This is a genomic window from Curtobacterium sp. MCJR17_020 (assembly GCF_003234365.2).
In the GTDB taxonomy this organism is placed as follows: Bacteria; Actinomycetota; Actinomycetes; order Actinomycetales; family Microbacteriaceae; genus Curtobacterium.
In genome coordinates, this window is the sequence record NZ_CP126260.1 from 1525091 (window position 1) to 1549756 (window position 24666).

27 protein-coding genes are annotated in these 24666 nt (G+C 71.0%); 11 read left to right on the top strand and 16 right to left on the bottom strand.

The window, feature by feature from the left end:
• The first annotated feature begins 9 nt into the window (after positions 1-9).
• The gene (locus DEJ14_RS07225; RefSeq protein WP_111086991.1) at positions 10-207 is read left to right on the top strand and encodes a hypothetical protein; all 198 of its coding nucleotides are present in this window, start codon (positions 10-12) and stop codon (positions 205-207) included.
• Here DEJ14_RS07225 and DEJ14_RS07230 read toward each other — a convergent pair.
• Positions 204-1637, bottom strand: coding sequence for an amino acid permease (locus DEJ14_RS07230; protein ID WP_111086990.1), 1434 nt, complete (start codon positions 1635-1637; stop codon positions 204-206). The two genes, DEJ14_RS07225 and DEJ14_RS07230, sit on opposite strands and share 4 nt — an antisense overlap.
• Before the next feature lie 207 nt (positions 1638-1844).
• Here DEJ14_RS07230 and DEJ14_RS07235 point away from each other — a divergent pair, with 207 nt between their 5' ends.
• On the top strand, positions 1845-2336 hold the full coding sequence (locus DEJ14_RS07235) for a DUF427 domain-containing protein (protein ID WP_111086842.1): 492 nt from the start codon (positions 1845-1847) through the stop codon (positions 2334-2336).
• Positions 2337-2342: 6 nt separating this feature from the next.
• Here DEJ14_RS07235 and DEJ14_RS07240 read toward each other — a convergent pair whose 3' ends face one another.
• Positions 2343-2678 (bottom strand): hypothetical protein, encoded by a 336-nt coding sequence (locus tag DEJ14_RS07240; RefSeq protein WP_111086843.1) that lies wholly within the window; start codon positions 2676-2678, stop codon positions 2343-2345.
• Positions 2679-2754: 76 nt separating this feature from the next.
• Here DEJ14_RS07240 and DEJ14_RS07245 point away from each other — a divergent pair, with 76 nt between their 5' ends.
• From DEJ14_RS07245 to DEJ14_RS07255, 3 genes are all read left to right on the top strand, one after another.
• A complete protein-coding gene (locus tag DEJ14_RS07245) occupies positions 2755-3135 on the top strand; it encodes a DoxX family protein (protein ID WP_111086844.1) in 381 nt (126 codons plus the stop codon).
• A 188-nt stretch (positions 3136-3323) separates the two neighbouring features.
• On the top strand, positions 3324-3644 hold the full coding sequence (locus DEJ14_RS19500; RefSeq protein ID WP_146249851.1) for a hypothetical protein: 321 nt from the start codon (positions 3324-3326) through the stop codon (positions 3642-3644).
• A gap of 365 nt (positions 3645-4009) precedes the next feature.
• Complete coding sequence (locus DEJ14_RS07255) at positions 4010-4447, top strand: hypothetical protein (protein ID WP_111086846.1); 438 nt, start codon at positions 4010-4012, stop codon at positions 4445-4447.
• Between the two features lie 28 nt (positions 4448-4475).
• Here the strand turns inward: DEJ14_RS07255 and DEJ14_RS07260 are convergent, their stop codons facing one another.
• Positions 4476-5096: a hypothetical protein gene (locus tag DEJ14_RS07260; RefSeq protein WP_111086847.1), complete on the bottom strand. Its 621-nt coding sequence runs from the start codon at positions 5094-5096 to the stop codon at positions 4476-4478.
• A gap of 218 nt (positions 5097-5314) precedes the next feature.
• Complete coding sequence (locus DEJ14_RS07265; RefSeq protein ID WP_111086848.1) at positions 5315-6769, bottom strand: APC family permease; 1455 nt, start codon at positions 6767-6769, stop codon at positions 5315-5317.
• Positions 6770-6868: 99 nt separating this feature from the next.
• On the opposite strand from DEJ14_RS07265, the gene DEJ14_RS07270 reads away from it, so the two are divergent.
• On the top strand, positions 6869-7297 hold the full coding sequence (locus tag DEJ14_RS07270; RefSeq protein ID WP_111086849.1) for a DUF6892 domain-containing protein: 429 nt from the start codon (positions 6869-6871) through the stop codon (positions 7295-7297).
• 56 nt (positions 7298-7353) lie between these two features.
• Here the strand turns inward: DEJ14_RS07270 and DEJ14_RS07275 are convergent, their stop codons facing one another.
• From DEJ14_RS07275 to DEJ14_RS07285, 3 genes are read right to left on the bottom strand one after another with little or no spacing between them, the layout of a single operon-like run.
• Positions 7354-7980 carry a uracil-DNA glycosylase gene (locus DEJ14_RS07275; protein ID WP_111086850.1) on the bottom strand — a complete coding sequence of 209 codons (627 nt, stop codon included), beginning with the start codon at positions 7978-7980 and terminating at the stop codon, positions 7354-7356.
• Entirely contained in the window at positions 7977-9179 is a 1203-nt protein-coding gene (locus tag DEJ14_RS07280) for a glycosyltransferase (RefSeq protein WP_111086851.1), read from the bottom strand. Before DEJ14_RS07280 ends, DEJ14_RS07275 begins: the two co-directional genes overlap by 4 nt.
• Positions 9180-9188: 9 nt before the next feature.
• Entirely contained in the window at positions 9189-10025 is an 837-nt protein-coding gene (locus tag DEJ14_RS07285) for a DUF429 domain-containing protein (protein WP_111086852.1), read from the bottom strand.
• 32 nt (positions 10026-10057) lie between these two features.
• On the opposite strand from DEJ14_RS07285, the gene ligD reads away from it, so the two are divergent.
• Positions 10058-11077, top strand: coding sequence for a non-homologous end-joining DNA ligase (ligD, locus tag DEJ14_RS07290; protein WP_111086853.1), 1020 nt, complete (start codon positions 10058-10060; stop codon positions 11075-11077).
• A gap of 19 nt (positions 11078-11096) precedes the next feature.
• Here the strand turns inward: ligD and DEJ14_RS07295 are convergent, their stop codons facing one another.
• From DEJ14_RS07295 to DEJ14_RS07305, 3 genes are all read right to left on the bottom strand, one after another.
• Entirely contained in the window at positions 11097-11240 is a 144-nt protein-coding gene (locus tag DEJ14_RS07295) for a hypothetical protein (protein WP_181437662.1), read from the bottom strand.
• Positions 11237-11398, bottom strand: coding sequence for a hypothetical protein (locus DEJ14_RS07300; RefSeq protein ID WP_159573681.1), 162 nt, complete (start codon positions 11396-11398; stop codon positions 11237-11239). Before DEJ14_RS07300 ends, DEJ14_RS07295 begins: the two co-directional genes overlap by 4 nt.
• A 138-nt stretch (positions 11399-11536) precedes the next feature.
• Positions 11537-12580, bottom strand: coding sequence for an ATP-dependent DNA ligase (locus DEJ14_RS07305; RefSeq protein WP_111086854.1), 1044 nt, complete (start codon positions 12578-12580; stop codon positions 11537-11539).
• Between the two features lie 147 nt (positions 12581-12727).
• On the opposite strand from DEJ14_RS07305, the gene DEJ14_RS07310 reads away from it, so the two are divergent.
• Positions 12728-13771 carry an MBL fold metallo-hydrolase gene (locus tag DEJ14_RS07310; protein WP_181437663.1) on the top strand — a complete coding sequence of 348 codons (1044 nt, stop codon included), beginning with the start codon at positions 12728-12730 and terminating at the stop codon, positions 13769-13771.
• A gap of 17 nt (positions 13772-13788) precedes the next feature.
• On the opposite strand, the gene DEJ14_RS07315 is transcribed toward DEJ14_RS07310, so the two are convergent.
• The 4 genes from DEJ14_RS07315 to DEJ14_RS07330 form a co-directional block, all read right to left on the bottom strand.
• Positions 13789-14421: an FMN-dependent NADH-azoreductase gene (locus DEJ14_RS07315; RefSeq protein ID WP_111086856.1), complete on the bottom strand. Its 633-nt coding sequence runs from the start codon at positions 14419-14421 to the stop codon at positions 13789-13791.
• A gap of 159 nt (positions 14422-14580) precedes the next feature.
• Positions 14581-16110, bottom strand: a complete 1530-nt coding sequence (locus DEJ14_RS07320) for a putative Ig domain-containing protein (RefSeq protein WP_284180439.1) — start codon at positions 16108-16110, stop codon at positions 14581-14583.
• A 221-nt stretch (positions 16111-16331) separates the two neighbouring features.
• A complete protein-coding gene (locus DEJ14_RS07325; protein ID WP_146249852.1) occupies positions 16332-18170 on the bottom strand; it encodes a hypothetical protein in 1839 nt (612 codons plus the stop codon).
• Positions 18171-18305: 135 nt separating this feature from the next.
• Positions 18306-19208: a LysR substrate-binding domain-containing protein gene (locus DEJ14_RS07330; protein ID WP_111086860.1), complete on the bottom strand. Its 903-nt coding sequence runs from the start codon at positions 19206-19208 to the stop codon at positions 18306-18308.
• A 105-nt stretch (positions 19209-19313) separates the two neighbouring features.
• On the opposite strand from DEJ14_RS07330, the gene DEJ14_RS07335 reads away from it, so the two are divergent.
• The 3 genes from DEJ14_RS07335 (at position 19314) to DEJ14_RS07345 (ending at position 23579) form a co-directional block, all read left to right on the top strand.
• Positions 19314-22784 carry a proline dehydrogenase family protein gene (locus tag DEJ14_RS07335; RefSeq protein ID WP_111086861.1) on the top strand — a complete coding sequence of 1157 codons (3471 nt, stop codon included), beginning with the start codon at positions 19314-19316 and terminating at the stop codon, positions 22782-22784.
• 157 nt (positions 22785-22941) lie between these two features.
• The gene (locus tag DEJ14_RS07340) at positions 22942-23382 is read left to right on the top strand and encodes a VOC family protein (RefSeq protein ID WP_111086862.1); all 441 of its coding nucleotides are present in this window, start codon (positions 22942-22944) and stop codon (positions 23380-23382) included.
• Between the two features lie 47 nt (positions 23383-23429).
• Positions 23430-23579 carry a hypothetical protein gene (locus tag DEJ14_RS07345; protein ID WP_181437664.1) on the top strand — a complete coding sequence of 50 codons (150 nt, stop codon included), beginning with the start codon at positions 23430-23432 and terminating at the stop codon, positions 23577-23579.
• A gap of 19 nt (positions 23580-23598) precedes the next feature.
• Here DEJ14_RS07345 and DEJ14_RS07350 read toward each other — a convergent pair whose 3' ends face one another.
• Positions 23599-24042, bottom strand: coding sequence for an acyl-CoA thioesterase (locus DEJ14_RS07350; RefSeq protein ID WP_111086863.1), 444 nt, complete (start codon positions 24040-24042; stop codon positions 23599-23601).
• The gene (locus DEJ14_RS07355; protein WP_111086864.1) at positions 24039-24647 is read right to left on the bottom strand and encodes a QsdR family transcriptional regulator; all 609 of its coding nucleotides are present in this window, start codon (positions 24645-24647) and stop codon (positions 24039-24041) included. The genes DEJ14_RS07350 and DEJ14_RS07355 overlap by 4 nt, the downstream gene beginning before the upstream one ends.
• Between the last annotated feature and the right edge of the window lie 19 nt (positions 24648-24666).

Sequence of the window (24666 nt, forward strand, 5' to 3'; positions counted from 1 at the left end):
GACACGCTCATGCCGGACCGCTTGCGGTGGGTGCACGATTCTGCAGACCACTGGAACGTGTGGCTGGGCTCCGAGGTCGTCTGCGACGTCACCCGGACGGACCAGTTCACCGTCGGTTCGCCCGACAACTCGATCGCCGGGGCGCACTCGTCGCTCGAGAGCGCTGCGGCGCAGGTGCAGGGCTGGGTCCGCTGGAGCGGACGCTAGGCCGACCGCTTCTCCGTGTCCGTGGGCTCGGCTGCCGCCAGCTTGCTGTGCTTCCGCGAGTACCCGAAGTACACGCCCAAGCCGATCGCGAACCAGACCGCGAACCGCACCCACGTCTCCCACTGCAGGAACGTCACGAGCCACAGGGACGCGATGACGCCGATGATCGGGATGACCGGCATGAACGGCAGCCGGAACTGACGGTCGAGGTCGGGCTGGCGGTAGCGGAGCACGATGACCGCGGAGCAGACCACCACGAACGCGAGCAGGATCCCGATGTTCGTGAGTTCCGCGACGACTCCGATCGGCAGGACGCCCGCCAGGATCGCCGACGCGATGCCGAGGATCCACGTGACGCGGGTCGGGACGTGGCGCTTCGGGTCGGTCTTCGAGAACCACTTCGGCATCAGGCCGTCACGGCTCATCGAGAACCAGACGCGGCTGGCGCCGAGCATGAACGTGACGAGCACCGTGACGATGCCGACGATGGCGCCGATCGCGATCACGTTCGCGACACCACCCAGGCCGACCGACGCGAACGCCGACGAGAAGCCCGAGGCCGGGTCGATGTCGGTGTACTTCTGCATCCCCGTCAGCACCAGCGTCGCCAGCACGTACAGGACCATCGAGATGCCGAGGGACAGCAGGATCGCCTTCGGCATGTGCTTGCGGGCGTCGACGGACTCCTCGGCCGCGGTGGACATGGCGTCGTAGCCGAACACCGCGAAGAACACCGTCGCGGCGCCGGTCATCACGCCACCGAAGCCGAACGGGAAGTAGGGGGAGTAGTTCGCGCTGTTGATGTGGAACACGCCGAGCACGACGATGAGCACGACGAGCGCGACCTTGATGCCGACGGCGACGAACTCGAACCGGGCGGCGCTGCGGATGCCGCGGGTGAGCACGAACGCGGTGACGAGGCACAGGATGATCGCGAAGACGTCGATCACGTGGCCGTCGCCGGTGCCGGGGGCGCCGAGCATCCACGCGGGCAGGTCGATGCCGAACTGGCCCACCAGGAACCCGACGTAGCCGGAGATGCCGATCGCGACCACCGCCACGATCGCGGTGTACTCGAGCAGCAGGTCCCAGCCGATGAACCACCCGACGATCTCGCCGAGGACCGCGTAGCCGTACGTGTACGCGCTGCCGGCCTTCGGGATGAGGCCGGCGAACTCGGCGTACGACAACGCTGCGGCGGCACTCGCGACGCCGGCGACCAGGAAGCTGATGAGGACCGCTGGACCGGCGACGCCGTTCGCCACGGTGCCGGCGAGGGTGAAGATCCCCGCGCCGATGATGCCGCCGATGCCGATCGCGGTGAGCTGCCAGAGGCCGAGGTGCCGTTTCAGGCCACCCTCGGCTCCGGTGTCGTCATCGATCGTCTCGATGGGCTTCCGTCGGAAGAGCGTGCGTGTCGTCGTCGTCACCCGCCCATGGTGCACCTTGCGGCGGCTCGCGCGCGCGGGCGGGCGGGCGGCGGGCGGGCGGCGGGCCGAGACTCGGGCTGAGCGACAGTTCTCGCGCCGCCTGGCCCGTGGAGTGTCGCTCACCCCGAGACTCGGGGCCACCCGGCCGAGACTCGGGGCCGCCCGGCTCGCCAGCCCGACCGCAGCCGTGCGGCGTAGACAAGACCCATGCGCCATCCCACACGGATCGAACCCGGCCTCGGACAAGAATCGGTCTGGGACTACCCCCGCCCGCCCGCCGTCGAGCCCGTCACCGCCCGCGTCGTCGTCCGGTTCGGCGGCACCGTCGTGGCCGACACGACCGATGCCGTTCGGGTCCTCGAGACCTCGCACCCGCCGGTGTACTACCTGCCGATGGCCGACCTCGACCTCCGCCCCGCCCAGGGGTCGAGCATGTGCGAGTTCAAGGGCCGGGCGCGGTACTTCGACGTGGTCGGCGGGGACGGCACCGTCGCGAGCCGCGCCGCGTGGAACTACCCGACGCCGGAGCCGGGGTACGAGTCGCTCCGGGACCGCGTCGCGATCTACCCGTCGGCGATGGACTCGTGCGAGGTCGGCGGCGAGGTCGTGCAGTCGCAGGACGGCGACTTCTACGGCGGCTGGATCACGTCGGACGTCGTCGGACCGTTCAAGGGAGCGCCCGGCACGCTCGGCTGGTGACCCGCGTCAGCGGTTCGCGTAGGGCGACCAGAACGGCGGCGGGAACGCGCCGGCGGTCGCGATGACGAGCAGCTGCCAGACGATCATGGCCAGGCCGGCCGCGCCGATCACCATGCCGATCCACGCCCAGACCTGCACCGCCCGGCGACGGCGACCGGCGATGGCGATCGCCCGCCAGCCGCTCAGCACGCAGACGACGCCGAACGCCGCACCCAGCAGGACGTGCCGGACCGTGCCCTGCGCCGGCACGATGATGCCGAGGTAGAACGCGACCGGACCGAGCAGCACGGCGAACGTCGCGGGGGCTGCTGGCGGCTCGTGGTCCCGAGAGGGTGCTGCCATACGTCTGAATGTACCGAGCCGGTCGGGTTCCGTACACGTGCGAGCACCGTTGCCCGGGAGCAGGCACGATGGAGGCATGCGTTCCTTCCTCCGCGTCCTGCTCGGCCTGGCGCTCGTGTTCGCCGGCACGAGTCACCTCACCTTCGCGCGCAAGGAGTTCACGGCGCAGGTGCCGGAGTTCGTGCCGCTCTCCGAGGACACGACCGTGCTGGCCTCCGGTGTGGCCGAGATCACCCTCGGTTCGGCGCTCGTACTCGCGCCGAAGCCGGCCCGGCGCTTCGTCGGTTCCGTCGCTGCACTGTTCTTCACGGTGATCTTCCCGGGCAACCTGTCGCAGTGGGTCAACCGCCGCGACGCGTTCGGCCTGGACACCGACGAGAAGCGCGTCGCGCGCTTGTTCGGGCAGCCGCTGCTCATCGCCGCGGCCCTCTGGTCCACGCGCGGCCGGCGGTCCTGATGGACGCGCCCGCCCGGTCGTCCGGTCCGGCTGACGCCGGTTCGGCTCCCGGGTCCGGGCCGGAGTCGGTGCCCGGCTCGGGTCCGGAGTCGGTCCCGGGGGCGCGTCTCGATCCGCTCGGTTCGGCTCCGGCACGGTTCGGACGGGAGGCCCGTCACCCCCTGGCAGGGCGCCGCCGCGTCGCGGACATGGTCGCCTCCACCGCCCTGCTCGTGGTGCTGACGCTCGAAGCGTTGGCAGCGGGGTGGGGCATCAAGCTCATGTCGTTGGCGTTCGTGTCGTGCGCTGCTCCGGGGAACACGTGCAACGTGGGACTCGGTGACTCGGTCGTGACGGTCGGGCCGATCCTGATCGCGCTGGTGCTGGTCGCCTCGATCGTGGTGTGCATCCTGCGACTGGTGCGGCGTCGGCTGGCGTGGCCGGTCGTGCTCGTGGGGATGGCGGCGGTGGTGGCCGTATTCTTCGCGGCGCTGCTGCTCATCGAGAGTTCGGTGACGCACGGCATCTGAGCGGCGCTGCCGTTCCGAGGTTCCGAGTTGTCCCAAGGTTCTGAGTTGTCCCGAGGTTCCGAAATCTCGGGATGTCGGCGCCCCGTTCGTCGAGGTCTGGAACCTCGGCGATCAACGCGCGGCATGTCGTGGAACCTGGCCAAGCCGGTCGGGCTCGGACTGGAGGCCCGTCCGGCGTCGTTCTCGCGCTGGTCGAACGCCAGTACGCGATCCCCGCACCCGTCGACCGCACGGCGTCGGGATCGCCGAAGTCGGACGGCTCGCGGCCTCAAGGTCGTCCTCCACAGGAGGCTGCGGCGGCGAGGTTGTCCACAGATGCACACGATGGTCGTCAGTGAGCGGGTGGTGTTCGCGACGCTGGAGGCATGCCTGACACCGACACCCTCGACCGCCTGATCCGAACCCCTGTCCGTACCGACGACGACGTCGTCCAACTCGTCGCCGCCCTGGTCGACCGCCCGGTGCGCCGGCAGTGCTGGGTGGTGTTCCTCGACGAGCTCGGGATGTCGATCCCGTTCCTGCTGCCCATCGCGGACCTGCCCTACCAACCGGACGAGCACGTCAGTGATTTCGCGTCGTTGATCTCCGAGATCGTCGGGCAGCTCGGCGCGGTCGACGTCGTCCTCGCGTGGGAGCGGCCCGGTGTCGACCGCGTGCACCCGGTCGACTGGGAGTGGGTCGACGCGTGCGCCTGCGCCCTCGACGAGCACGCGATCCGGCTGCGCGCTCAGGTGATCGTCCACGAGGGCGGTGCCGCGATGATCGAGTTCGACGAGCACGACCAGGACCAGGAAGTCGCGTGACCGTCGATCCCGGCGGTCTCGTGACCGGTCAGCCCTGCGGGGCGGTGTCCGGCACGGTCTCGCCCGTCAGGCCCTCGACGACGGCCTTCGCAGCGGGCCAGGACTTCGCGTAGTGCTCGGGGTCCGAGTTGATCTGCACCGCGTGCGCCATCTGCGTCGGCGTCATCGTCTTCCAACCGGGGACCTTGACGAGCTTCGCGTAGAACATCGACGCCGCCGTGTACGGGTCCATCCGCTGCTCGTACGTGCCCCAGGCGCCGTTGTCGCGCTGCTGGAACAGGCCGCGGCTGTCCGGCCCCGCGGCGTCGCCGTGGTCCAGGTTCACCAGGCTCGACTCGCCGATCGCCGTCATGACCCCGACGGCCTGGGTGTGCGGACCGATGCCGACCGCCTTCGCTGCCTGGATCACCGACGCGGCGTTCACCAGGCGGTCCTGGCAGAAGCCCGCGATGGGGCCGGCGGGGACGACCATGCCGCCGACGGTCTTCGCGGCGACCTTCGGGCACGTGGGCGTGGCGTCGGCGGCGCTGGACTTCGCGATGCCGGCGATCGAGTTGACCGCGATCACGACGAGCACCACGACGCCGATCCCGACGACCACGATGCTGGCGCCGAACACCGACGCGAGCGTGATGCCGACACGGCGCATGGCGGGACCTCTCGACGGACGGGGTGGGGCAGGCGGAGCACGACGAGCGTACGGGCGCCGCCTGGGAACCGCACCCGCCCGATTGGGGGCCGCCGTGACGCACTGACGGTCCTGGTGCGCCGAACACGGGGTTCGTGCACCAGGACCGTCAGCCGCGACGTCAGCGTCGTCGCGGCGTCAGCGTCGTCCGATCGTCCAGATGACGGCGGTCGCGTCCATCAGACGTCGCGGTGGTCGTGCGGCGGGTGCTGCACCTTCGTCGGTTCGGTGACCAAACCGGTCGGAGCCTTCTCGGGCTGCTTGCGACCGTGCGTGAACCAGGTCAGGACCCACAGCAGCACACCTAGGGCCAGCAGTGCACCGGCGATCTGGTATTGCTGCGGGTCACGTCCGGACGAGAACGGCAGCACGAGCCACAGACACGTGATGATGCCGATGACGGGGATGATCACGCCGGCTCGGAAGTGCTTGTGGTCGACCTTGTCGCGGCGGAGCACGAGCACCGTCAGGTTCACGACGGCGAACACGGTGAGCAACAGGAGCGAGGTCGTGCCACCGAGGACGACCACGATCGGGGAGTCCGGGTCGAGCGAGACCCAACCGATGAGCAGCAGAGAGATCGCGGTGGTGAAGACGATCGCGTTCGACGGGGTGCGACGAGCGGGGGAGATGCGGGCCAGGAAGCCCGGCAGCACGCCCTGCTTGCTCATGCCGTACAGCAGTCGCGACGCCATCATCATGTTGATCAGGGCGGTGTTGGCCACGGCGAACATCGAGATGAACGGCAGCAGGTCGGCGATCGGGAAGTCCGGTGCGGCGGTCTGCACGACGGTCACGAGCGGGGTCTCGTTGCCGGCGAGCTCACCGATCGGCACGACGGCCACGGCGCAGATCGACACGAGCGTGTAGATCACGGCCGTGATGCCGAGGCCGGTGAGCATCACCTTCGGGAAGATGCGAGAGGGGTCCTTGGTCTCCTCGGCCATGTTCACCGAGTCCTCGAAGCCGACCATCGCGAAGAACGCCAGCGACGTCGCCGTGGAGATCGACATGAGCAGGGTCTTGTCCTCCGGGGTCTCGAACATCACCACCCGCGAGAAGTCCGCGTTGCCGCCCGCGATCGCCCAGAAGCCGATCAGGATCACCATGACGAGACCGGACAGCTCGACCAGCGTGAGAACCACGTTCGTCTTCACGCTCTCACTGACCCCGCGGAAGTTGATCGCCATCACCGCGAGCATGAAGCCCATGGCGATGAGCATCACGACGGCGTTCGGCAACTCGAGGCCGAACCCGACGCCGAGGTTGGCGGCGAACGCCCGCGACGCCGTCGACGCCGAAGTGATGCCGGAACACATCACGATGAAGGTCACGATGAAGGTGATGAAGTGGACGCCGAACGCCTTGTGCACGTAGAGCGCAGCGCCCGCGGTCTGCGGGTACTTCGTCACGAGTTCCAGGTACGAGAACGCCGTCAGCAAGGCGACCGCGAAGGCGATGAGGAAGGGGAGCCACGCTGCTCCTCCGACCTCTGCCGCGACCTGACCGGTGAGTGCGTAGACACCCGTTCCCAGGATGTCGCCGACGATGAACAGCAGCAGGAGCTTGGGACCGATGACCCTGCGGAGCTCGGGCTGCTCCTGCTGTGGTCGGTCCGTGTTGGTGGTGGTCATGCACACAACCTCTTCCGGGGGACATCACGCTGTCCGGTTTCACAGGAAGCTCCCCGGTGATCGCAACATGCCCGTGCCCTGGCGGATACGCTCCGGGCCATGGACCACGAGTCGAACACCACCGAAGAGCCCGTCGAGTTCGCCGACTTCAACGCGAAGCTGCTGGTGCTCGACGTCCTCTGCTACGACCTCGACGTGCTCGACCCCTACGACCCGGAGACGGCCGACGAGACGGACGAGGACCTCGACGTCGACGGCCAGGACGACCGGGCCCGTGAGTACTACGACGACCTGGAACTCCTGCCGTCGCACCTGTCGCTCGTCACGGAGATCACCGTCGACACCGACCTCGAGGTACTCCAGGACGTGCACCCCGGGTGGGAGGGCTCCGACGACCGCTTCGACCCGCAGAACTGGGACGACGTCCTCGACCTGCCGGCACTCCGCACCGTGTACGCGGCAGCGCCGCTGCCCGCCCACGTCGCCGAGGCCCTGGGCGCGAAGGGCGTCGAGGTCCGCTCAGCCTGAGCGAAGGAACCGGCACGGGGAACTAACCGGCACGAGGAACGAGCCGGCTCAGGGAACTAGAGCGAGCGGTCCAACGCTCGCAACTGCTCGGTGAACTGCTTCGCGCCGCCCTGCGCAGGATGCCGGACGGCGATCGCCTCGATGCCGGCCAGCGCGAGCGCACCCTGGGCCTTCCGACCCACGGCGACGACCCGGACCCGGTCGACGCCACCGAGTGCCTCGAGCAGCGCGAGTGCGACGGGTGCTCCCCACCGCACCTCGGCCGGACGGGGCGTGCGGTTCGTCAGCCTGTCCGGTGCAACGAACGGGTGGTGCGGGAAGATCGCCCACGCCACGGGGAGCGGCCCGGCCCAGTCCGACAGTGCCGCCTGCACCACGCGCGATGAGGCCTCCCACAGGGCTGTCGGGTCCGGCGGCACCAGGTAGTCGGCGCCGAACCGGTCCGTCCCGAGCTCGCGCATGCTCGTGAACGGGATGCCCGTGTTCGTCATGCCCCGCCACCCGGGTGCCTCGGCCACGAGCAGGGTGTCCGCCGCCGGCCCGAACTGCTCCAGGTACCGCTGCAGGTTCGATCGCCGCAGCCGCCCCTCGGCCGAACCGAGGTCGTACAGCGCCTCGGCGTCCGCCTCCACGGGCACGGCGTCGAGCGCGGCCCAGAAACTCGACGCGTCGAAGCGGCTCACGAGCGGCCGAGCACCCGGCGGTACACGTCCTCGAGCCCCGCAGCCGATCGTTCCCAGCTCAGCCGCTCCGCGTGCTCCCGCCCGGCCGAGGACAGTGCGGCCGCGTACCCGGAATCGGTCAGGATCCGCTCGATCTCGGCAGCCCACACCGACGGCTCACGGGACTCGAGCACGACACCCGTCTCACCGTCGACCACGGCCTCACGCAGCCCCCCGGCAGCCGCGGCCACGACCGGCACCCCGGACGCCGAGCCCTCCAGTGCCACGAGGCCGTACGTCTCGGAGTGCGACGGCACCAGCACGGCTGCCGCGCCACGGAACAGGAACGCCAGGTCGGCACGCGACTGCGGCCCGATGAAGGTGACGCGGTCGGCGATGCCACGCGCGGCGGCGAGCCGACGCAGTTCGTCCACGTAGTCACCCGCCTCGCTCGAAGCGTCTCCGGCGATGACCAAGGTGGGACGGGCCTCCTGGCTGATGCCCGCGATCGCCTCGATGGCCAGGTCGAGCCCCTTCAACGGCTGCACGCGAGCCGCTGCGACGACGTAGGGGGTGGCGGCCCGGCGCGCACCGGCGGCCGCCGGACGGAAGACCGACCCGTCGACCCCGGGCGGCACGATCCAGATGCGCGCGTCGGCACCGCCGAGCCGCGTCCGGACCGTCGAGGCCTCGGCCTCGGACACCACGACGACCGCGTCGGACGCACGCGCCAGCTGCTGCTCGCCCGTGATGCGCCCGGCGGACTCCGGCCGCTCACCCTCGGACAGCGGTGTCTCGGGGTCGGCCGCGATCGAGTGGAAGGACTGCACGTGGGGGATGCCACGCTCACGGGCGACCGGCAGGGCAGCGGCACCGGAGAACCAGTGGTGCGAGTGCAGGACGTCGAACGGCCCGAGCTGCTCGAGCTCGTGGCGGAACGGCTCGATGAACGCGTCGTGCTCGCCCTTCGGCACCGGCTCCGCCGGACCCGCCGACAGGAACCGCAGGCACACACCGGGCACGAGCGAGACCGAGTCCGGCTGCGTCGGCGCCGAACGCCGCGTGATGATGTCGACGTGGTGGCCACGATCGGCCAGCGCCTCGGCCTGGTGTCGGACGACGACGTTCATGCCGCCGACCTCGCCCGAGCCGGGTTCGTCTCCGGGGGAGGTGTGCAGCGACACCAGCCCGATGTGCAGGGGTTCGCTCGTCGTGCTCACCGGTCAACCCTAGCCGCGCGTGCCCCGCTGCGACGGGCGCGCAGGCGCCACGACGGCGGGCCGGCGGCCCGCCTCGTCCACCGGGTCGGACGGGAGGCCCGGATCACCTCCCAAGATCTGCACGCGCTGGTCGCCGTGACGCTCCCAGAACGCCGCCGTCCAGGCACACAGGGCACCGTCGAGCAGGTCCTCGCGGTGTTTGTGCGTCGGACCGTGCAGCACTGACGGGTCGGCGAGGCCGGCAGTCAGCGGATGCGAGTTGAGCTGCAACGGCGGGTCGAGCGGGGTCTCGCGCAGGCGCCGGACGAGCTCGTCGAAGGCCTCGGCCCGGCGCGCCCGGGCTTCGGCGGCCGGCACCCTGAGGTCCAGGCGCTTGTAGCGGGGGCGCTCGACGTCGTACCCGAGTTCCTCCACCCCGACGAGGGTCGTGTACGGGTAGCACTCGAACATCGCCGGCCCGGTCCTGGCGCGCATCGACGCCGTGTCGGACACGTACTCGACGCCGAGCACGGTGAGCCGGTCCAGCAGGTGGGCGCCGGCGCTCGCCGCAGAGGCCTGGTTCGTCGGGTTCGCCGCCACCTTCCACCGGCCGTAGCGCTGCCCGACCTGCCGTTCGGATTCGCGGATGCCGGTCGGGTTCGTCACGACGAGCGAGGCGTCGACGGCGATGAGCGACTGTGGCCCGAGGTGCGCCGCGATCCAGGTCGTGACGTCGTCGACCCCGCGGGCCCATCCGGCGTGGGTGATCGTGCCGTCGGCCTCCATCGCGACCAGTCCGGTCTCGTTCGGGGCGCGGCTCGCGGTGCCGAGCCCCCACGCCAGGTCCACTCCGAGGTACGCGCTCACCCGTCCATCGTGCACCGAGTACCTTCCGCTGCATGGCGAGCGAAGCGACGACGGTGCGGGTGCCCGGTCCCGACGGGGACCGCGAGGTCCGGATCAGCAGCCCGTCCCGCGTGCTCTGGCCGGACGCCGGGATCACCAAGGCCGACCTCGCCGAGTACCTGGTGACGGTGGGCGGCGCCTTCGTCCGCGCGAACGGCGACCGCCCCATCTCGCTGCAGCGGTTCCCCGGCGGCGTCGACGGCGAGCAGTTCTTCTCGAAGAACCCGCCCAAGGGTGCGCCCGACTACGTGCGGTCGGTCACGGTGACGTACCCGAGCGGCCGGAAGCACCCGCAGCTCGTGATCGACGAGCCGGCCGTCGCGGTGTGGGCCGCGCAGATGAACACCGTCGTCTTCCACCCGTGGGCCTCGCGCGCCGAGGACAGCGACCACCCGGACCAGCTCCGCATCGACCTCGACCCGCAGCCCGGCACGGACTTCTCGGACACGGTGCCCGTGGCGCAGGAACTCCGGAAGGTCCTGGACGAAGCGGGTCTGACGGCGTGGATCAAGACGAGCGGCAACCGCGGTCTGCACGTGTTCGCCCCGATCGCCCCCGAGCACGAGTTTCTCGACGTCCGGCACGCCGTGATCGCGGCCGCCCGAGAACTCGAACGGCGGATGCCCGACCGGGTCACGACGGCGTGGTGGAAGGAGGAGCGAGGGCAGCGGGTCTTCGTCGACTTCAACCAGGCGAACCGTGACCGGACGATGGCCGGTGCCTACAGCCCACGGGCCCTGGCGCACGCCTCGGTGTCGACGCCGATCACGTGGGACGAGCTACCGACTGCGGACCCGACGACGTTCACGATCCGGACCGTCCCCGAGCGCCTGGCGACGATCGGCGACCCGTGGCAGGCGATGCACGACGAGCCGGCGAGCATCGCGCCGCTGCTGGCGTGGTGGGATCGCGACCTGGAGAACGGCGAGGGTGAACTGCCGTTCCCGCCGGACTTCCCGAAGATGCCCGGCGAGCCGCCGCGTGTGCAACCGTCCCGAGCCAAGAAACCCTGAGTCGGGTCAGCGGGGACCGTCAGACGGAGGGCAGGGTGTCCGTCGAGCGGTCGGGGTCGTCGACGCGCGACGTCTGCATCGGCAGCCCGACGCTCGCGGTGTGCAGGCGGGTCAGGCGCGACCAGGTGGCGCGGTGCGCGTCGCTGATGCCGTCGACGATCACGAGCCCAGGCCGATCGTGACGAGTGCGAGCGCGGTGGCGGTCACGCCGGCGATGGCGCTGATGACCGCACTGAGCTGCAGGGTGCGCTGGCGGCGTGCCTCGCGTACCTCGGTGAAGGGGTTCCGCTGCGAGTGGCGGACAAGCGTGCTGGTGCTCATGTCGATCCGCTTTCGGTCCTGGGGCTCCCGGGATGGGTGCCTCGTGGTGCTGATCACCATCGTGGCAGCGTTTCGCTAGTTCGGCTAACTACTTTCCTGCGATCACCGGGAAGACGACGAAAAACGGACAACCACGCGTCAGGAAAGGACATCCCGCAGGTCGTACGCCGACGGCACCTCGAGCTGGTCGAACCCGCACGACTCCGCGTCGCGGTCCGGACGCCACCGTTCGAACTGCACCGTGTGCCGGAACCGGTCGCCCTCCATCTGGTCGTACCGGACCTCGAGCACGACCTCCGGCGCCAGCCGGACGAACGACGTGTCGCGACCCGACGAGAACCGCGAGCGTTCCCCGTCACCGGTGACGGGCCTCCCGTCCGCATCGCGGAGCACGACGGGCTCGAGCTCGTCGACCAGGGCGAGCCGGCGCTTGTCGGAGAAGGCGGAGACGCCGCCGACCTGGCGGAGCTCGCCGTCGTCGCCGTACAGCCCGACGAGCAGCGACCCGACGCCCGAGCCGCTCTTGTGCACGCGGTACCCGATCGCGACGACGTCGGCAGTGCGGTGGTGCTTGATCTTGAGCATCGTCCGTTTGCCGGGTTCGTACGGCTTGGCCCGGCGCTTGGCGACGACGCCGTCGAGTCCGGCGCCCTCGAAGGTGGTGAGCCACTCGCGGGCCTGGTCGACGTCGAGCGTGGTGCGCGTGACGAACAGCGGTTCGGACATACCGCTCGCGAGTTGTTCCAGCCGGTCACGTCGTTCGTCGAACGGCAGGTCGACCAGCTCGTCGCCGTCCGCCGCGAGCAGGTCGAACGCGACGAACTGCGCGGGCGTCTCAGCGCTGAGCTTCGCGATCCGCGAGGCAGCCGGGTGGATGCGCTGGGACAGCGCCTCCCAGTCGAGGCGCTCGGCTCCGGGTTCGCCGGAGCGCAGGATCACCTCGCCGTCGAGCACCACCGGGTGGTCGCGGCCACCGAACTGCGCGCGGAAGGCCTCGACGAGTTCGGGGAAGTAGCGCGTGAGCGGCTTCGCCCCGCGGCTGCCGATCTCGACGTCGTCGCCGTCGATCGTCACGATGCCGCGGAAGCCGTCCCACTTCGGTTCGTACCGCAGGCCACCGGTCACGCTGTCGGGTTCCGGGACGTCGGCGACGGCCTTGGCCAGCATCGGTGCGATCTCCATGCGTCGTGTCTACTCGGGCGGTCCCTCGCTTCGTGAGCAGGAAGGGTCGGGTCCGGCGCGACGACCCGACACCTTCTGCTCACGAAGTGCGGCCGGGAGGCCCGGAGAGCGCTGGGCAGGTCGGCTCGCGTCAGTAGTGTGGTGCGGGTGACGACCGTGCCCCCGTCGGCAGCGCCGGCTCCGGAACCGATCAGCCCCGTGCAGGCCGCCGCGCTCCGCGACGGCGTCCTGCCGCCCGTCGAGCAGGTCCGGCCGGGGATCTGGACCTTCGCGGTGCCGTTCGGGTTCGGGGTGCCCGACGCGACCCTGGTCTACGTGGTGGAGGGGTCGGACGGGTCCCTCGCGCTGATCGACCCGGGGTGGTCGGCCGACGGCGGGCTGGACGAGGTCCGCGCCGCACTGTCGGCGATCGGCCGGTCGCTCGACGACGTGTCCCTCGTCGCCGTGACGCACCTGCACGCCGACCACCTCGGAGCCGCCGCCGCGGTCCGTCGAGCGACCGGTGCGCGGGTCGCGATGCACGGGCTCGAGGTCGCCGCCCTGGACCGTGAGCGCACCGACACGGTGCAGAACGACGCCGACATCGCCACGTGGGGCCTGCCGCAGCACCTGCACGACGGCGTGGTCGCGGCCTGGGGGAGCGGGCGACGGATCGGGCTCGGGCGGAGCGAGGCGCCGTACGCCGACCTGCTGCTGGCCGACGGCGACGTGCTGCCGATCCCCGGTCGCACCATCCGGACGCTCTGGACGCCCGGGCACACCGCCGGGCACGTGTGCTTCGTCGACGAGGCGGACGGGCTGCTCTTCACCGGTGACCACGTGCTGCCACGGATCAACTCCGGGATCGGTCTCGGCGGTCGGACCACCACGAACCCGCTCGGCGACTACCTGGCGTCGCTCGGCCGACTCGACGTGTACGCCGGGCTCGAGGTCTGCCCGGGCCACGAGTACCGGTTCGCCGACGTCGTCATCCGCGCGCAGACCTTGGCCCGGCACCGCGAAGAGCGCTCACGGCACGTCACCGAAGCGCTCGACGTGCTCGACCGGCCGACGCTGTTCGAGGTCGCCGCACGCGTGCCGTTCAGCGGCGGGATCGAGTCGATGACCGGGTTCCTGCTCGCGAGCGCGCTGACGCAGACGGCGTTCCACGCCGAGCTGCTCGGCCGGTCCGGCGAGGTCCGTCCCGCCTGACCGCTCGCGTCCTGACGTCAGCCGAGCGTGGTGGCCAGGCGCTCGATCGTCGTCTTCGCGTCGGCGAGCTCGGCGGACGCGTGCTCGGCGAGCGGGGCGAGGTCGGGCAGCCGGTCGGCCAGGGTCGCACTGACCGTGATCGGGTAGAGCTTCATGCCGAGCGCCGTGCCGAGGATGAGGTGCAGGACCGGCGAGCCGTGGTCCCAGTCCTCGGTCGGGGTGCCAGCGTCGTACGTCGCACCGCGGCTGACCACGGTCACGACCGGACGGCCGGCCAGGGGCTGCACGTCGCCCGCCAGGACCCCGGGGATGTGGATGCGGTCGATCCAGGCCTTGAGCGTCGACGGCACCGTGTAGTTGTACAGCGGGGACCCGACGACCACGACGTCGGCGGCGAGGAGTTCGTCGATGACCTCCTGGCGCAGTGCCTCGGCCTCGGGAGCGACGGACTCGTCCGCAGTGCGGTCCGCTGCCGCCCAGTGCAGCGCCGAGGTCTCGAGGTGCGGGAGCTGGTCGACGTGCAGGTCGCGGCGGACCACCGTGTACTCCGGTCCGCGTGCGCGCCAGGCATCGGCGAACGCGGCGGTCAGCGCGCGCGAACGGGAGTGGGAGAGGTCGGCCGAGGAGTCGATGTGCAGCAGCGTGGGCATGGGGCCCACGCTACCGACGGTGGGACGGAAACGGCCCCGCCGCCCCGGGGAGGGGACAGGCGGGGCCGAGCCGGGCCTCCCGTCCGTCACGCGGGCACGCGACGGACGGGAGACGACGGGGACCGTCAGCGCTGGTCGTACATCAGCGCTGGTCGTCCGTCAGCGCTGTGCGCGGCGACGGCGCAGGGTGCGGGCACCGATCAGGCCGGCACCGGCGACGAGCAGGCCGAGGGCCCAGGGCAGGGCGCCGGTGGCGTCCGAACCCGTGTAGGCGAGCTGGCCGCCACGGTTCGTCGGGGTGACCGGTGCGGCCGCGGGGACCGGGGTGACCGGAGTGGCCACACCGGGGACGGTCGGGACGGCGGTCGGCTGGACGTCCACCGCGAACGAGGTGGTGAAGTCACCGGCCGAGACGGACAGGTTGTGGATCGACGCGTGCGGGAACGTGACGTTCACGAAACCGAAGAAGTCCAGGTCGGGGTCCGGCGCGATGACGTCGCTGGCGACGTCGGAGGTGACGGTCGGGACGATCGAGTCCTGGTTGTCGTCGGTGACCTCGTTGCCGAACCGGTCGACCAGGCCGCCGGCGACGACGAGCGTGCCACCCTGCTTGATGGTCGGTCGGCCGCCCTGGATCTCGTTGCCGGTGTAGCCACCCTCGCCGTCGCCCGTGATGGTCTCGGTGTACACCGTGCCCTCCGGGTCGATGATCCAGCTGGTCCGGGTGCTCGTGTCCTCGTCGTTGAAGTCGAACGCACCGGCACGGTCGGTCGTGAAGACGATGATGCCGAGCGGCGCAGCGGCCTCGACGGTCAGGTCGACGTACTGCGTGACGGTCTCGGTGCCGCTCGTCGCGGTGACCGCGAAGGTCCAGTCAGACGCATCCGTCGAGACACCGCTGAGCTCACCGGTGGAGGCGTCGAACGTGATGCCGTCCGGGAGCTGGTCGTCGGGCGTGCCGGCCTCGTCGTCGTCCGAGTACAGCTCCTCGTCGAACTCCGAGAACCAGGCGAGCTTGTACGTCGGCTCCGGGAAGCCCTGCGCGCGGAACGTGTGCGAGAACGCATCGCCGGCGGCGGTGCTCAGCTCGAGCGGGTGGTCGGCGTCGGCGCCGGCCTTCGTCGGCTTGCCGTCCTCACCGAGGAAGGCGGGGGTCTGGCTGACGGGCGCCGTCGCGTCGGAGGTCACCGAGGTGGTGTCCGTGGCGCCGGGCAGCGTGCCGGTCACCGTGACGGTGATCGTCTTGCGCACGTCGGTGGGGTCGATGCGGTAGGTCGCCGTCTTCGACAGGACGTTGCGGTCCTGGTCAGCCCAGACGTACTTGTACGAGGAGTCCTCGTCGAAGCCGGTGACGACGGCGCTCAGGAGCGTGCCGACCTTGGCTGCACCGTCGATGGTGACGGTCGCGTCGGCGGCCTTCGTGGTGACGTCCGGGGTCGGCGTCGCGGTCGGAGCCGGGGTCTCCGTGTCCTCGTCCGCGGGGACCGACGGCTCGTCGGTCGGTGCGGGCGTCTCCGTCGCGACGGGGGCCGTGGTCTCGTTCGAGGTGACGGGCTGCGTCGAGTCGGTCGGCTCGACGGCGCTGGCGGCAGTCGCCGACATGATGCCGAGGCCGGTGGTCAGACCGACGAGTGCGACGGTGGTGCCGACGGCGCAAGCGCGACGAACGGCGGAGGTGCTGCGGTGCACGGGTTCCCCCCATGTTCAGGTCCGGCTGGGTGGCCGGATCGTAAGAATCTGCCGAGAGTTTCGGCCTGTTCGGATCGTAGCGGGGCTGCGTGGCCGTTCAGGCGTCGGTGACCGGAATGTGACCATGGTTGGGGGGTCCGTGCGGGAACCCGCGTCGGACGGGAGGCCCGTGGCGGATCCGCCACGGGCCTCCCGTCCGTCATCCGGCGCGGTCCACCGCGTCAAGCGCGTCGGCGACGCAGGCGGTGGACGAGCAGGCCGCCGCCGGCGGCCAGCAGGCCGAGCGCCCAGGCGAGCGGGCCGGACGTCTCCGCTCCCGTGAACGCGAGGGTGCCGGTACCGGCGGTCGGGGTACTGGTGCCGGCCGCGGGCTGCACGTCCACGTCGAACGAGGTAGAGACGTCACCGAGTGCGACCGTGATCGTGTGCGGCGACGCGTGCGGGAACGCGACGCGGGGCTCCCACGGGCCGTGGGGGAGCGAGACCTCGTCGCTCGACACCGTGCTCGTGACGACGGGCTGCGCGCCGTCCGACTCCTGCGTGCTGTTCCCGAACGCGTCGAGCGCCGTCACGCGGATGGCCATCGTCGCCCCCTGGGCTACCGGGACCGCGTCGAACGGGATCGACTCCCCGCTCTCCGCGAAGATCTCGCGCAGCCCCTGGCCGTCGCGGAGCCAGCCCCTGGGAGACCCGATCGTCCCGACGAGCAGGCTGAGTTCCTCGGTGGCGGCCGGACGGATGGACAGGTGGACGTACTGCGTGGCCGCCCGGGAGCCGTTCATCGCCATGACCTGGAAGTCGTACTCACCGGCCACCGTCGGGGCGCCGCTCAGGACCCCGCTCGTGTCACCGACGGAGAGCCCGAGCGGCGCGATCGGGGCTTCGTTGCCCGGGACGGGGAACGCGGTCGCGCCGGTCAGCAGCACGTAGTGGAGCTCGCTCGAGGACCCGGTGGCGGTGAAGGTACGTTCGACCTGCTCGCCCGCGATCGTCTCGATGCGGATCGGGGACTCCGGCGTCGACTGCTCGTCGAACGTGATGGTGTCCGGAGCCGCGGGTTCGCCGGTGCCCTCGACCCCGACCACCACGTCGAACGCCGTGGAGACGCCGCCCTCCGAGACCGTCACGGTCCGGGTACCGATCCCGCCGAAGGTCACGGTCGTCGAGGAGTCTCCGTCGTTCCACGTCGCCACGTCGGAGTCGTCCGTGCTGGTGACCGTCGACCGCGGGTAGTCGTCGTCACCGCCGGGGGTGGTCCGGTTGCCGTAGGCGTCGACGGCGAGCCCGGCGAGGGTGAGCGGGGTGTCCTCGGCGACGGGGATGTCCGGCACGATGCGGACTCGGCCCTGCCCGGCAGCCTGCTCCCAGATCGTGCCGTCGGCGTCGACCTGCCAGAGTCCGTCGTGGTCGGGAGTGGCGACCCCGAACGTCACGCCCACGGGGGCACCCGGGGAGACGGTGAGCTCCACGTACTCGGTGATCTGGGTCGAGCCGCTCAACGCGACGACCTCGAAGTCGAACGTGCCGGCCTCTGTCGGGGTGCCGCTCAGGACACCGGTCTCCACGTTGACGCTGTACGCCGCTGACGGGGCGTCCTGGATGGCGTAGCCCACGGTGCCGTTGCCGCCGGTGGTCTCGAAGGTGTGCGAGAACGGGGTGCCGGCTGTCGCGGTGAGGGCGAGCGGGGAGTCCGCGGTCGACGGCTCCGTGAACGCGAGGTCGCTGCCGTCGTCGGCGGCGGGCGCAGCGGGCAGTGGGGTCTCCGACTCGTCGGCGGGAGCCGGCGTCGGATCGGGAGTCATGCCTCCTGGCTGCTCCTCGGGGGTGTCGGTCGGGACGGGCGTCTCGGGCGAGGCGGACGCGGCGGGTGTCGCGGCGCTCGTCGCCGCCGGTGTCGCGGCGCTCGTCGCCGCCGGTGTCGCGGTGCTGGTCGCGGTCGGTCCCTCGGCGGCGACGGCGGTCGTGGCGCCGATGCCGAGGGCCGACGAGGCGGCGACGATGGCGACGGCGGCGCCGATCGCGGCGACGCGACGCGTGGTGGACGTGCAGGGCTGACTCATGGGATCCCCCTCGGATACCGGACGGGGCACCGAGAAGTGCCCTCACCAAGGAGATGTCGTCGATCCCGCGATCCTGACGGCCCGTCAGGTCTCGGTTCGGTCTCGGTGCAGTCAGCCGGATCGGGGACGCGGCCGTCAGTCGCCGACGGCCGCCGCGGCGCGTTCGAGTGCTGCGCGCAGCGCACGGACCGCGGGCGAGGACGCCCCGGCGGCGCGCACGACGGTGAAGATCGTCCGGCGGGGCTGCTCGGGCAGTTCGAGCAGCCGGCAGGTCGTCGTGCGTCCGGTCCACATCAGGTCCGGCATCAGGCTGACGGCGTTGCCGGACTCGACCAGTCGGATCTGGGTCTGCAGGTCGGCGGTCTCGTAGCGGACGTCCGGCTCGAAGCCCCAGCGTCGGCACACCTGCTCGGCGAAGTGCCGCGAGGCCGTCCCGCGCGGTTCCATCACCCACGGCAGGGCCTCGGCGTCCTCGAGGCTCGAGACCGGCAGCAGCGCCGTGTCGAGCGGCGGCAGCGCCAGCCGGACCGCATCGGTGGTCAGGTCCGAGCGGTCGAGCCCGGACAGGTGCGGGGCGGCGTGCGCCGGGTACTGCTCGGCGATGACCATGTCGAAGTCCCGCGCCCACGTCTCGTTCAGGGCGGTCTCCGGCTCGCGCTGGACCATCTCCACCCGGACGTCGGGGTGCTCGGTGGCCATCTCGTGCAGGGCGTTGGGCATCAGCGCGAGGGCGGCGGACTGGAACACGGCGACGCGCACCCGGCCCTGAACCGACGGCAGGGTGTCCTCGACCTGCGCCTGGGCCTGCTCGAGCACGTCCTGCACGTGGCCAGCGGCGGCGACGAGCACCTCGGCCTGGGGGGTGAGCTGCAACCGTCGTCCGGCTTTTCGGAGGAGCTGCACGCCGGCCTCGCGTTCCAGGGCGCTGAGCTGCTGCGAGACCGCCGACGGCGTGAAGTTCATGGCCTCGGCGACGGCGGCGATCGTGCCGCGGATCGACAGCTCGCGGAGCAAGACCAGGCGGCGGACGTCGAGCATGGTCTGACGGTAGCGGGGTCGCGGCGGATTCGGTAGTGCAACTGAACGGTACCCATCAGGAACGGTCGCTTCCGCTACCGTATCCCGGGCCTCCACACTGATCCCATGACGACCCTGCAGGAGCACCCCGCCACCGACCACGACGCGCTGGCGGACCAGTCCGTCGCACTCGTCCGACAGTGGCTGGCCGAGGCCGAGTCGTTCCCGGTGGACGGCTCCGCCAAGCAGCTCGCCGGGGTGCTCGCCGACCCCGCCGGTCTGGACTTCGCGGTCGGCTTCGTGGACGGCGTCGTCCGCCCGGAAGACCTGGCCGTCGCCGCGCGCAAGCTCCGGCAGATCGCGCCCGGCGCCCCCGGGTTCCTGCCCGCCGCGATGCGAGGACTCGTGCGCCTCGGTGGCGGCATGGCACCGGTGCTGCCCGGTGTCGTCGTGCCCATCGCCCGCCGGGTGCTGCGCGGCATGGTCGGCCACCTCATCGTCGACGCGACCGACTCGAAGCTCGGCCCGGCGATCGCGAAGATCAAGCGGGACGGCGTCCGCCTCAACGTGAACCTGCTCGGCGAGGCCGTGCTGGGCGAGCGCGAGGCCGCACGCCGGCTGGAGGGCACGCACAAGCTCCTGGCGCGCGACGACGTCGACTACGTGTCGATCAAGGTCTCGTCGACCGTGCACCCGCACTCGCCGTGGGCGTTCGACCACGCCGTCGACGACATCGTCGAGCAGCTCCGCCCGTTGTTCGAGCGCGCCGCGGCCTCGACCCCGGCGAAGTTCATCAACCTCGACATGGAGGAGTACAAGGACCTCGACCTGACGATCGCGGTCTTCACGAAGCTCCTCGACGAGCCTGCGTTCCTCGGGCTCGAAGCCGGCATCGTCCTGCAGGCGTACCTGCCCGACGCCCTCGCCGCGATGGAGCAGTTGCAGGAGTGGTCCGCCGCTCGCCGGGCCCGTGGTGGTGCCGGCATCAAGGTCCGCCTGGTCAAGGGCGCGAACCTGCCGATGGAGCAGGTCGAGGCCTCGGTGCACGGCTGGCCGCTCGCCACCTGGCACACCAAGCAGGACTCCGACACCAACTACAAGCGCGTGCTCGACTGGGCGCTCACCCCGTCGCGCGTCGAGAACGTCCGCGTCGGTGTCGCCGGGCACAACCTGTTCGACGTCGCGCACGCCTGGCTGCTCGCCGGCGAACGGGGCGTTCGGGACGGCATCGAGTTCGAGATGCTGCTCGGCATGGCGCAGGGCCAGGCCGAAGCCGTCCGCCGCACCGTCGGTTCGTTGCTCCTGTACACGCCGGTCGTGCACCCCGGCGAGTTCGACGTCGCGATCGCCTACCTGATCCGTCGCCTCGAGGAAGGCGCCTCGCAGGACAACTTCATGTCGGCGGTCTTCTCGCTGGTGTCCTCACCGCCGCTGTTCGCCCGCGAAGAAGAGCGGTTCCGCGCCTCACTCGTGCCGCTCGCCACGCCCGAGGGCCTCGCCGCTCCCGCGTCCCACCGCGTCGCCGACCGCTACGCGGCCGTCGGACGCCCAGGGCCCGGCCGGTTCGAGAACACGCCGGACAGCGACCCGTCGGTCGCGTCGGTGCGCCAGTGGGGGTCCGCGATCACGGACCGGATCGCGTCGTCGACGCTCGGCGTCCGCGCCGTCCAGGAGGCCCGGGTCGACTCCGCCGCGTCACTCGACTCGGCGCTCGCTCGCGTCCAGGCCGCCGGTGCGGTCTGGGGGACCTGGTCCGGTGCCGCTCGTGGCGCGGTGCTGCACGCCGTCGGCGACGCACTCGAGGCGAACCGCGCAGCACTCATCGAGGTCATGGCCGCGGAGACCGGCAAGACCATCGACCAGGCCGACCCCGAGGTGTCCGAAGCGATCGACTTCGCGCACTTCTACGGCTCGCTCGCGTCCCACCTCGACGACCTCGACGGTGCGACCTTCACCCCGGCCACACTGACGCTCGTCGCACCGCCGTGGAACTTCCCGGTCGCGATCCCCGCCGGCTCGACCCTGGCCGCACTCGCTGCCGGGTCCGCCGTCGTCCTCAAGCCGGCGCCGCCCGCCGAGCGCTCCGGAGCCGTCCTCGCCTCGATCATCGAGACCGCGCTCGACGCCCACGGCGCCCCGGCCGACGTGCTCGCGTTCCTGCAGGTGTCCGAGAACGAGCTCGGCCAGCAGCTCATCGCCTCGCCGATGGTCGACCAGGTGATCCTCACCGGTGCCTACGAGACCGCCGAGCTGTTCCGCTCGTTCCGCTCTGACCTGCCGCTGCTCGCCGAGACCTCGGGCAAGAACGCCGTGATCGTCACCCCGTCGTCGGACCTCGACCTCGCGGTGAAGGACGTCGTCGCCTCGGCCTTCGGGCACGCCGGCCAGAAGTGCTCGGCCGCGTCGCTCGTGGTGATGGTCGGCTCGGTCGCGAAGTCGAAGCGCTTCCGCAACCAGCTCCTCGACGCCGTGTCCTCGCTCACCGTCGGCTACCCGACCGACGCCGCGACGCAGATGGGCCCGATCATCGAGCCGGCCTCGGGCAAGCTGCTCGCCGGCCTGACGACGCTCGGTGCGGGGGAGACCTGGGCCGTCGAGCCTGCGCGACTGGACGACTCGGGGAAGCTCTGGAGCCCGGGTGTCCGACAGGGCGTCCGCCGCGGCTCGGAGTTCCACCGCACCGAGTACTTCGGCCCGATCCTCGGCATGATGACCGCGGACTCGCTCGACGAGGCGATCGACATCGTCAACGAGGTCGACTACGGCCTGACCTCGGGTCTGCACTCGCTCGACCCGGCCGAGATCGGCACCTGGCTCGGGCGGATCCAGGCGGGCAACCTCTACGTCAACCGCGGCATCACGGGCGCCATCGTCCGTCGGCAGCCGTTCGGTGGCTGGAAGAAGTCTGCCGTCGGCGCGGGCACGAAGGCCGGTGGGCTGAACTACCTGCTCGGGCTCGGGTCGTGGGCGCCTGCTCTGTCGACTGCTGCGTCCGTTCCTTCCGCTCCGGTCAGCGCCTTCGTCCGGGCGACCGGGGTCACCTCGCCGGTGCTCGACCGGTCGCTGGCGTCGGACGAGCAGGCCTGGTCGACGCTGTTCGGCACCGCGACCGACGTCTCGGCTCTCAGCGCCGAGCGGAACATCGCGCGGTACCTGCCGTTCCCGTCGGTGCAGGTGCGGCTCGCTGCGGTTGCCGACTCCGACGCTGACGCCTCGGTGGTCGAGCTCGTGCGCGTCGTCGCTGCTGCACTCCGAGCCGGCACGTCGATCGAGGTGTCGACGGTCGGGGCGCTGCCGTCGTCCGTCGCCTCGGCCATCCGGGCGCTGCCGGTCGTGCGCTCCCTGTCGCACTCGGTCTCCGACGAAGCCTTCGCGTCGTCGATCGCCGCGGGGCCGTCGACCCGTGTCCGGCTCATCGGTGGTGACACCTCGGCGCTGTACTCGGCGATCGGCGGGCGTCCCGACGTCGCGGTGTACGGCGGCCCGGTGACCGAAGCCGGTCGGCTCGAGATCCTGCCGTTCGTCCGTGAGCAGGCGGTCTCGATCACGGCGCACCGTTTCGGCACGCCGAACCACCTGACCGACGAACTCATCTGACCGGACCGCGGCGCTGGCGTTCGGGTCCAGCGCCGCTGTCCGGTCGCCGCACGCTGTCGGGCTGCACCGAGGCGGCAGGGGTTGCCTCGGGTGCGCGTCGCAACCACGGCGCCCACCCGACGGCCCTGCGTCGGGTCGAACCCGGAGGAGCTCCACCATGACCGAACCGTTCGCACGCCCGACCGCCCTCGCCCACGTCCGCGTCACCGTGACCGACATCCACCGCAGCAAGGCGTTCTACCAGCAGCTGCTCGGCACCGATCCGGCCATCGACTTCAGCGACCAGGTCGACGAGCCCGGCGTGCGCGAGGACCGCGAGCGCTTCTACGGCGGATCCGTCTTCCAGCTCGGCGATCAGGTCTTCGGCCTGCGCCCGGTCGCTCCGGCGGGGCAGACGTTCAACCCGGACACGGTGGGACTCGACCACGTGAGCTTCGTCGTGGGGTCGGTCGACGAGCTGCACCAGGCGGCTGCACGTCTCGATGCCGCGGGGGTCGAGCACGGCGAGGTGACCGACCTCGGGGACGCCGGCATGGTGATCCTGTCCGTGCAGGATCCGGACGACATCAACCTCGAGCTCGCAGCCCTCAAGTCCTGAGCAGTCCTCGGGCCGCGGGCTAGCATGGGGTGACGAGAGGGGACGTCATGCGCTTCGCACACGCCATCGGCCGGGGGATCGGCTTCGTCTTGTCGACCATCGCGAAGGTGCTCGGAACCCTGAACGGCGGGAAGCCCGCGGGCGACGACCTCGCGGCGCGGCTGAACCAGCCGAGCCGCGACGACTACCGCCCCTGACCGGGCGTCGTGCGCGCTGTCAGTCGGCGACGGCGGGCTCGTGGGCGACCATCGTGCCGGTCACGAGTTCGCGGAGCGCCGAAGGCAGGGGGATCGGTCGGCGGGCGCCCTCGCGGTCGATGATCACGTGCACGAACTCGCCGGTGGCGAGCAGGGCGCCGTCGGACTGACGGAACAGGCCGAACTCCCACGACAGGCTCGTGTTGCCGAGGTGCTTGGACCGCATCCCGACCTCGATGACGTCTGGCCAGACGGCGGACTCGACGAACCGACAGCTCGACGACACCAGCACGGCGATCCACTCCGACGAGAACGGGTCGAGGCCCGCTTCCTCGCGGAACCAGTACGTCGACGCGTTGTCCATCGCCGAGTAGTAGATCGTGTTGTTGACGTGCCCGAACATGTCGTTGTCGTTCCAGCGCGTGGGGTAGAGGCGGCGGAACGGGTACTCGTCGATGGTCATCGGTCTCCGATCGGAGGTGCGGGTGTGGCGTGATCGGCGGCGGGGCGCAGCACGTACTCGAACGCGGCGCGTGCCCGGACGGGGTCGGGGGCCTCACCGGAGATGAACTCAGCGTAGGTGAACGACTCTGAGATCCGGACGAGCAGCCGGGCGAGCTCCTCGGCGGACAGCGGGGCCGGATCGAACTCGCCGGACGACTGCTCCTCGACCACGAGCGCGGTGACCCGCTCGACGAACCGGCTCTGCACGTCGCTCTCCGAGGTGGTCAGCAGGCGCATCGCCCGCGCGGGCTCGCGGGTCAGGAAGGCGCGGAAGTAGGTGGCCTCGATGAGGTCGGCGGTGAACCGGTCGAGCACGTCGACGATGCGCGCCGCTCCGGACGACCCGATCGTGTCGGCAGCGCGGGACGCCCGGTCGAGCGTCGGGACTGCGAGGGACCACAGGATCTCGGACAGCAACCGGTCACGGTTGCCCACCCACCGGAACAGTGACGTGCGGTCCACGCCGAGTGCGGCAGCCAACGCGCCCATGTCGATCCGTGAGCCGTCGATGAACGTGTGGCGGGCCTCCCGGAAGGCGAGCAGCGCAGAATCCGATGTGTACACGCGGTCCTCCCTTGCAACG

What these genes read in the sequence shown, in the direction of transcription:
- DEJ14_RS07225 (WP_111086991.1), top strand. Translation starts at nt 10, where the DNA reads ATGCCGGACCGCTTGCGGTGGGTGCACGATTCTGCAGACCACTGGAAC.
- DEJ14_RS07235 (WP_111086842.1), top strand. Translation starts at nt 1,845, where the DNA reads ATGCGCCATCCCACACGGATCGAACCCGGCCTCGGACAAGAATCGGTC.
- DEJ14_RS07240 (WP_111086843.1), bottom strand. Translation starts at nt 2,678, where the DNA reads ATGGCAGCACCCTCTCGGGACCACGAGCCGCCAGCAGCCCCCGCGACG.
- DEJ14_RS07245 (WP_111086844.1), top strand. Translation starts at nt 2,755, where the DNA reads ATGCGTTCCTTCCTCCGCGTCCTGCTCGGCCTGGCGCTCGTGTTCGCC.
- DEJ14_RS19500 (WP_146249851.1), top strand. Translation starts at nt 3,324, where the DNA reads ATGGTCGCCTCCACCGCCCTGCTCGTGGTGCTGACGCTCGAAGCGTTG.
- DEJ14_RS07255 (WP_111086846.1), top strand. Translation starts at nt 4,010, where the DNA reads ATGCCTGACACCGACACCCTCGACCGCCTGATCCGAACCCCTGTCCGT.
- DEJ14_RS07260 (WP_111086847.1), bottom strand. Translation starts at nt 5,096, where the DNA reads ATGCGCCGTGTCGGCATCACGCTCGCGTCGGTGTTCGGCGCCAGCATC.
- DEJ14_RS07265 (WP_111086848.1), bottom strand. Translation starts at nt 6,769, where the DNA reads ATGACCACCACCAACACGGACCGACCACAGCAGGAGCAGCCCGAGCTC.
- DEJ14_RS07270 (WP_111086849.1), top strand. Translation starts at nt 6,869, where the DNA reads ATGGACCACGAGTCGAACACCACCGAAGAGCCCGTCGAGTTCGCCGAC.
- ligD (WP_111086853.1), top strand. Translation starts at nt 10,058, where the DNA reads ATGGCGAGCGAAGCGACGACGGTGCGGGTGCCCGGTCCCGACGGGGAC.
- DEJ14_RS07300 (WP_159573681.1), bottom strand. Translation starts at nt 11,398, where the DNA reads ATGAGCACCAGCACGCTTGTCCGCCACTCGCAGCGGAACCCCTTCACC.
- DEJ14_RS07305 (WP_111086854.1), bottom strand. Translation starts at nt 12,580, where the DNA reads ATGGAGATCGCACCGATGCTGGCCAAGGCCGTCGCCGACGTCCCGGAA.
- DEJ14_RS07315 (WP_111086856.1), bottom strand. Translation starts at nt 14,421, where the DNA reads ATGCCCACGCTGCTGCACATCGACTCCTCGGCCGACCTCTCCCACTCC.
- DEJ14_RS07325 (WP_146249852.1), bottom strand. Translation starts at nt 18,170, where the DNA reads ATGAGTCAGCCCTGCACGTCCACCACGCGTCGCGTCGCCGCGATCGGC.
- DEJ14_RS07330 (WP_111086860.1), bottom strand. Translation starts at nt 19,208, where the DNA reads ATGCTCGACGTCCGCCGCCTGGTCTTGCTCCGCGAGCTGTCGATCCGC.
- DEJ14_RS07335 (WP_111086861.1), top strand. Translation starts at nt 19,314, where the DNA reads ATGACGACCCTGCAGGAGCACCCCGCCACCGACCACGACGCGCTGGCG.
- DEJ14_RS07340 (WP_111086862.1), top strand. Translation starts at nt 22,942, where the DNA reads ATGACCGAACCGTTCGCACGCCCGACCGCCCTCGCCCACGTCCGCGTC.
- DEJ14_RS07345 (WP_181437664.1), top strand. Translation starts at nt 23,430, where the DNA reads ATGCGCTTCGCACACGCCATCGGCCGGGGGATCGGCTTCGTCTTGTCG.
- DEJ14_RS07350 (WP_111086863.1), bottom strand. Translation starts at nt 24,042, where the DNA reads ATGACCATCGACGAGTACCCGTTCCGCCGCCTCTACCCCACGCGCTGG.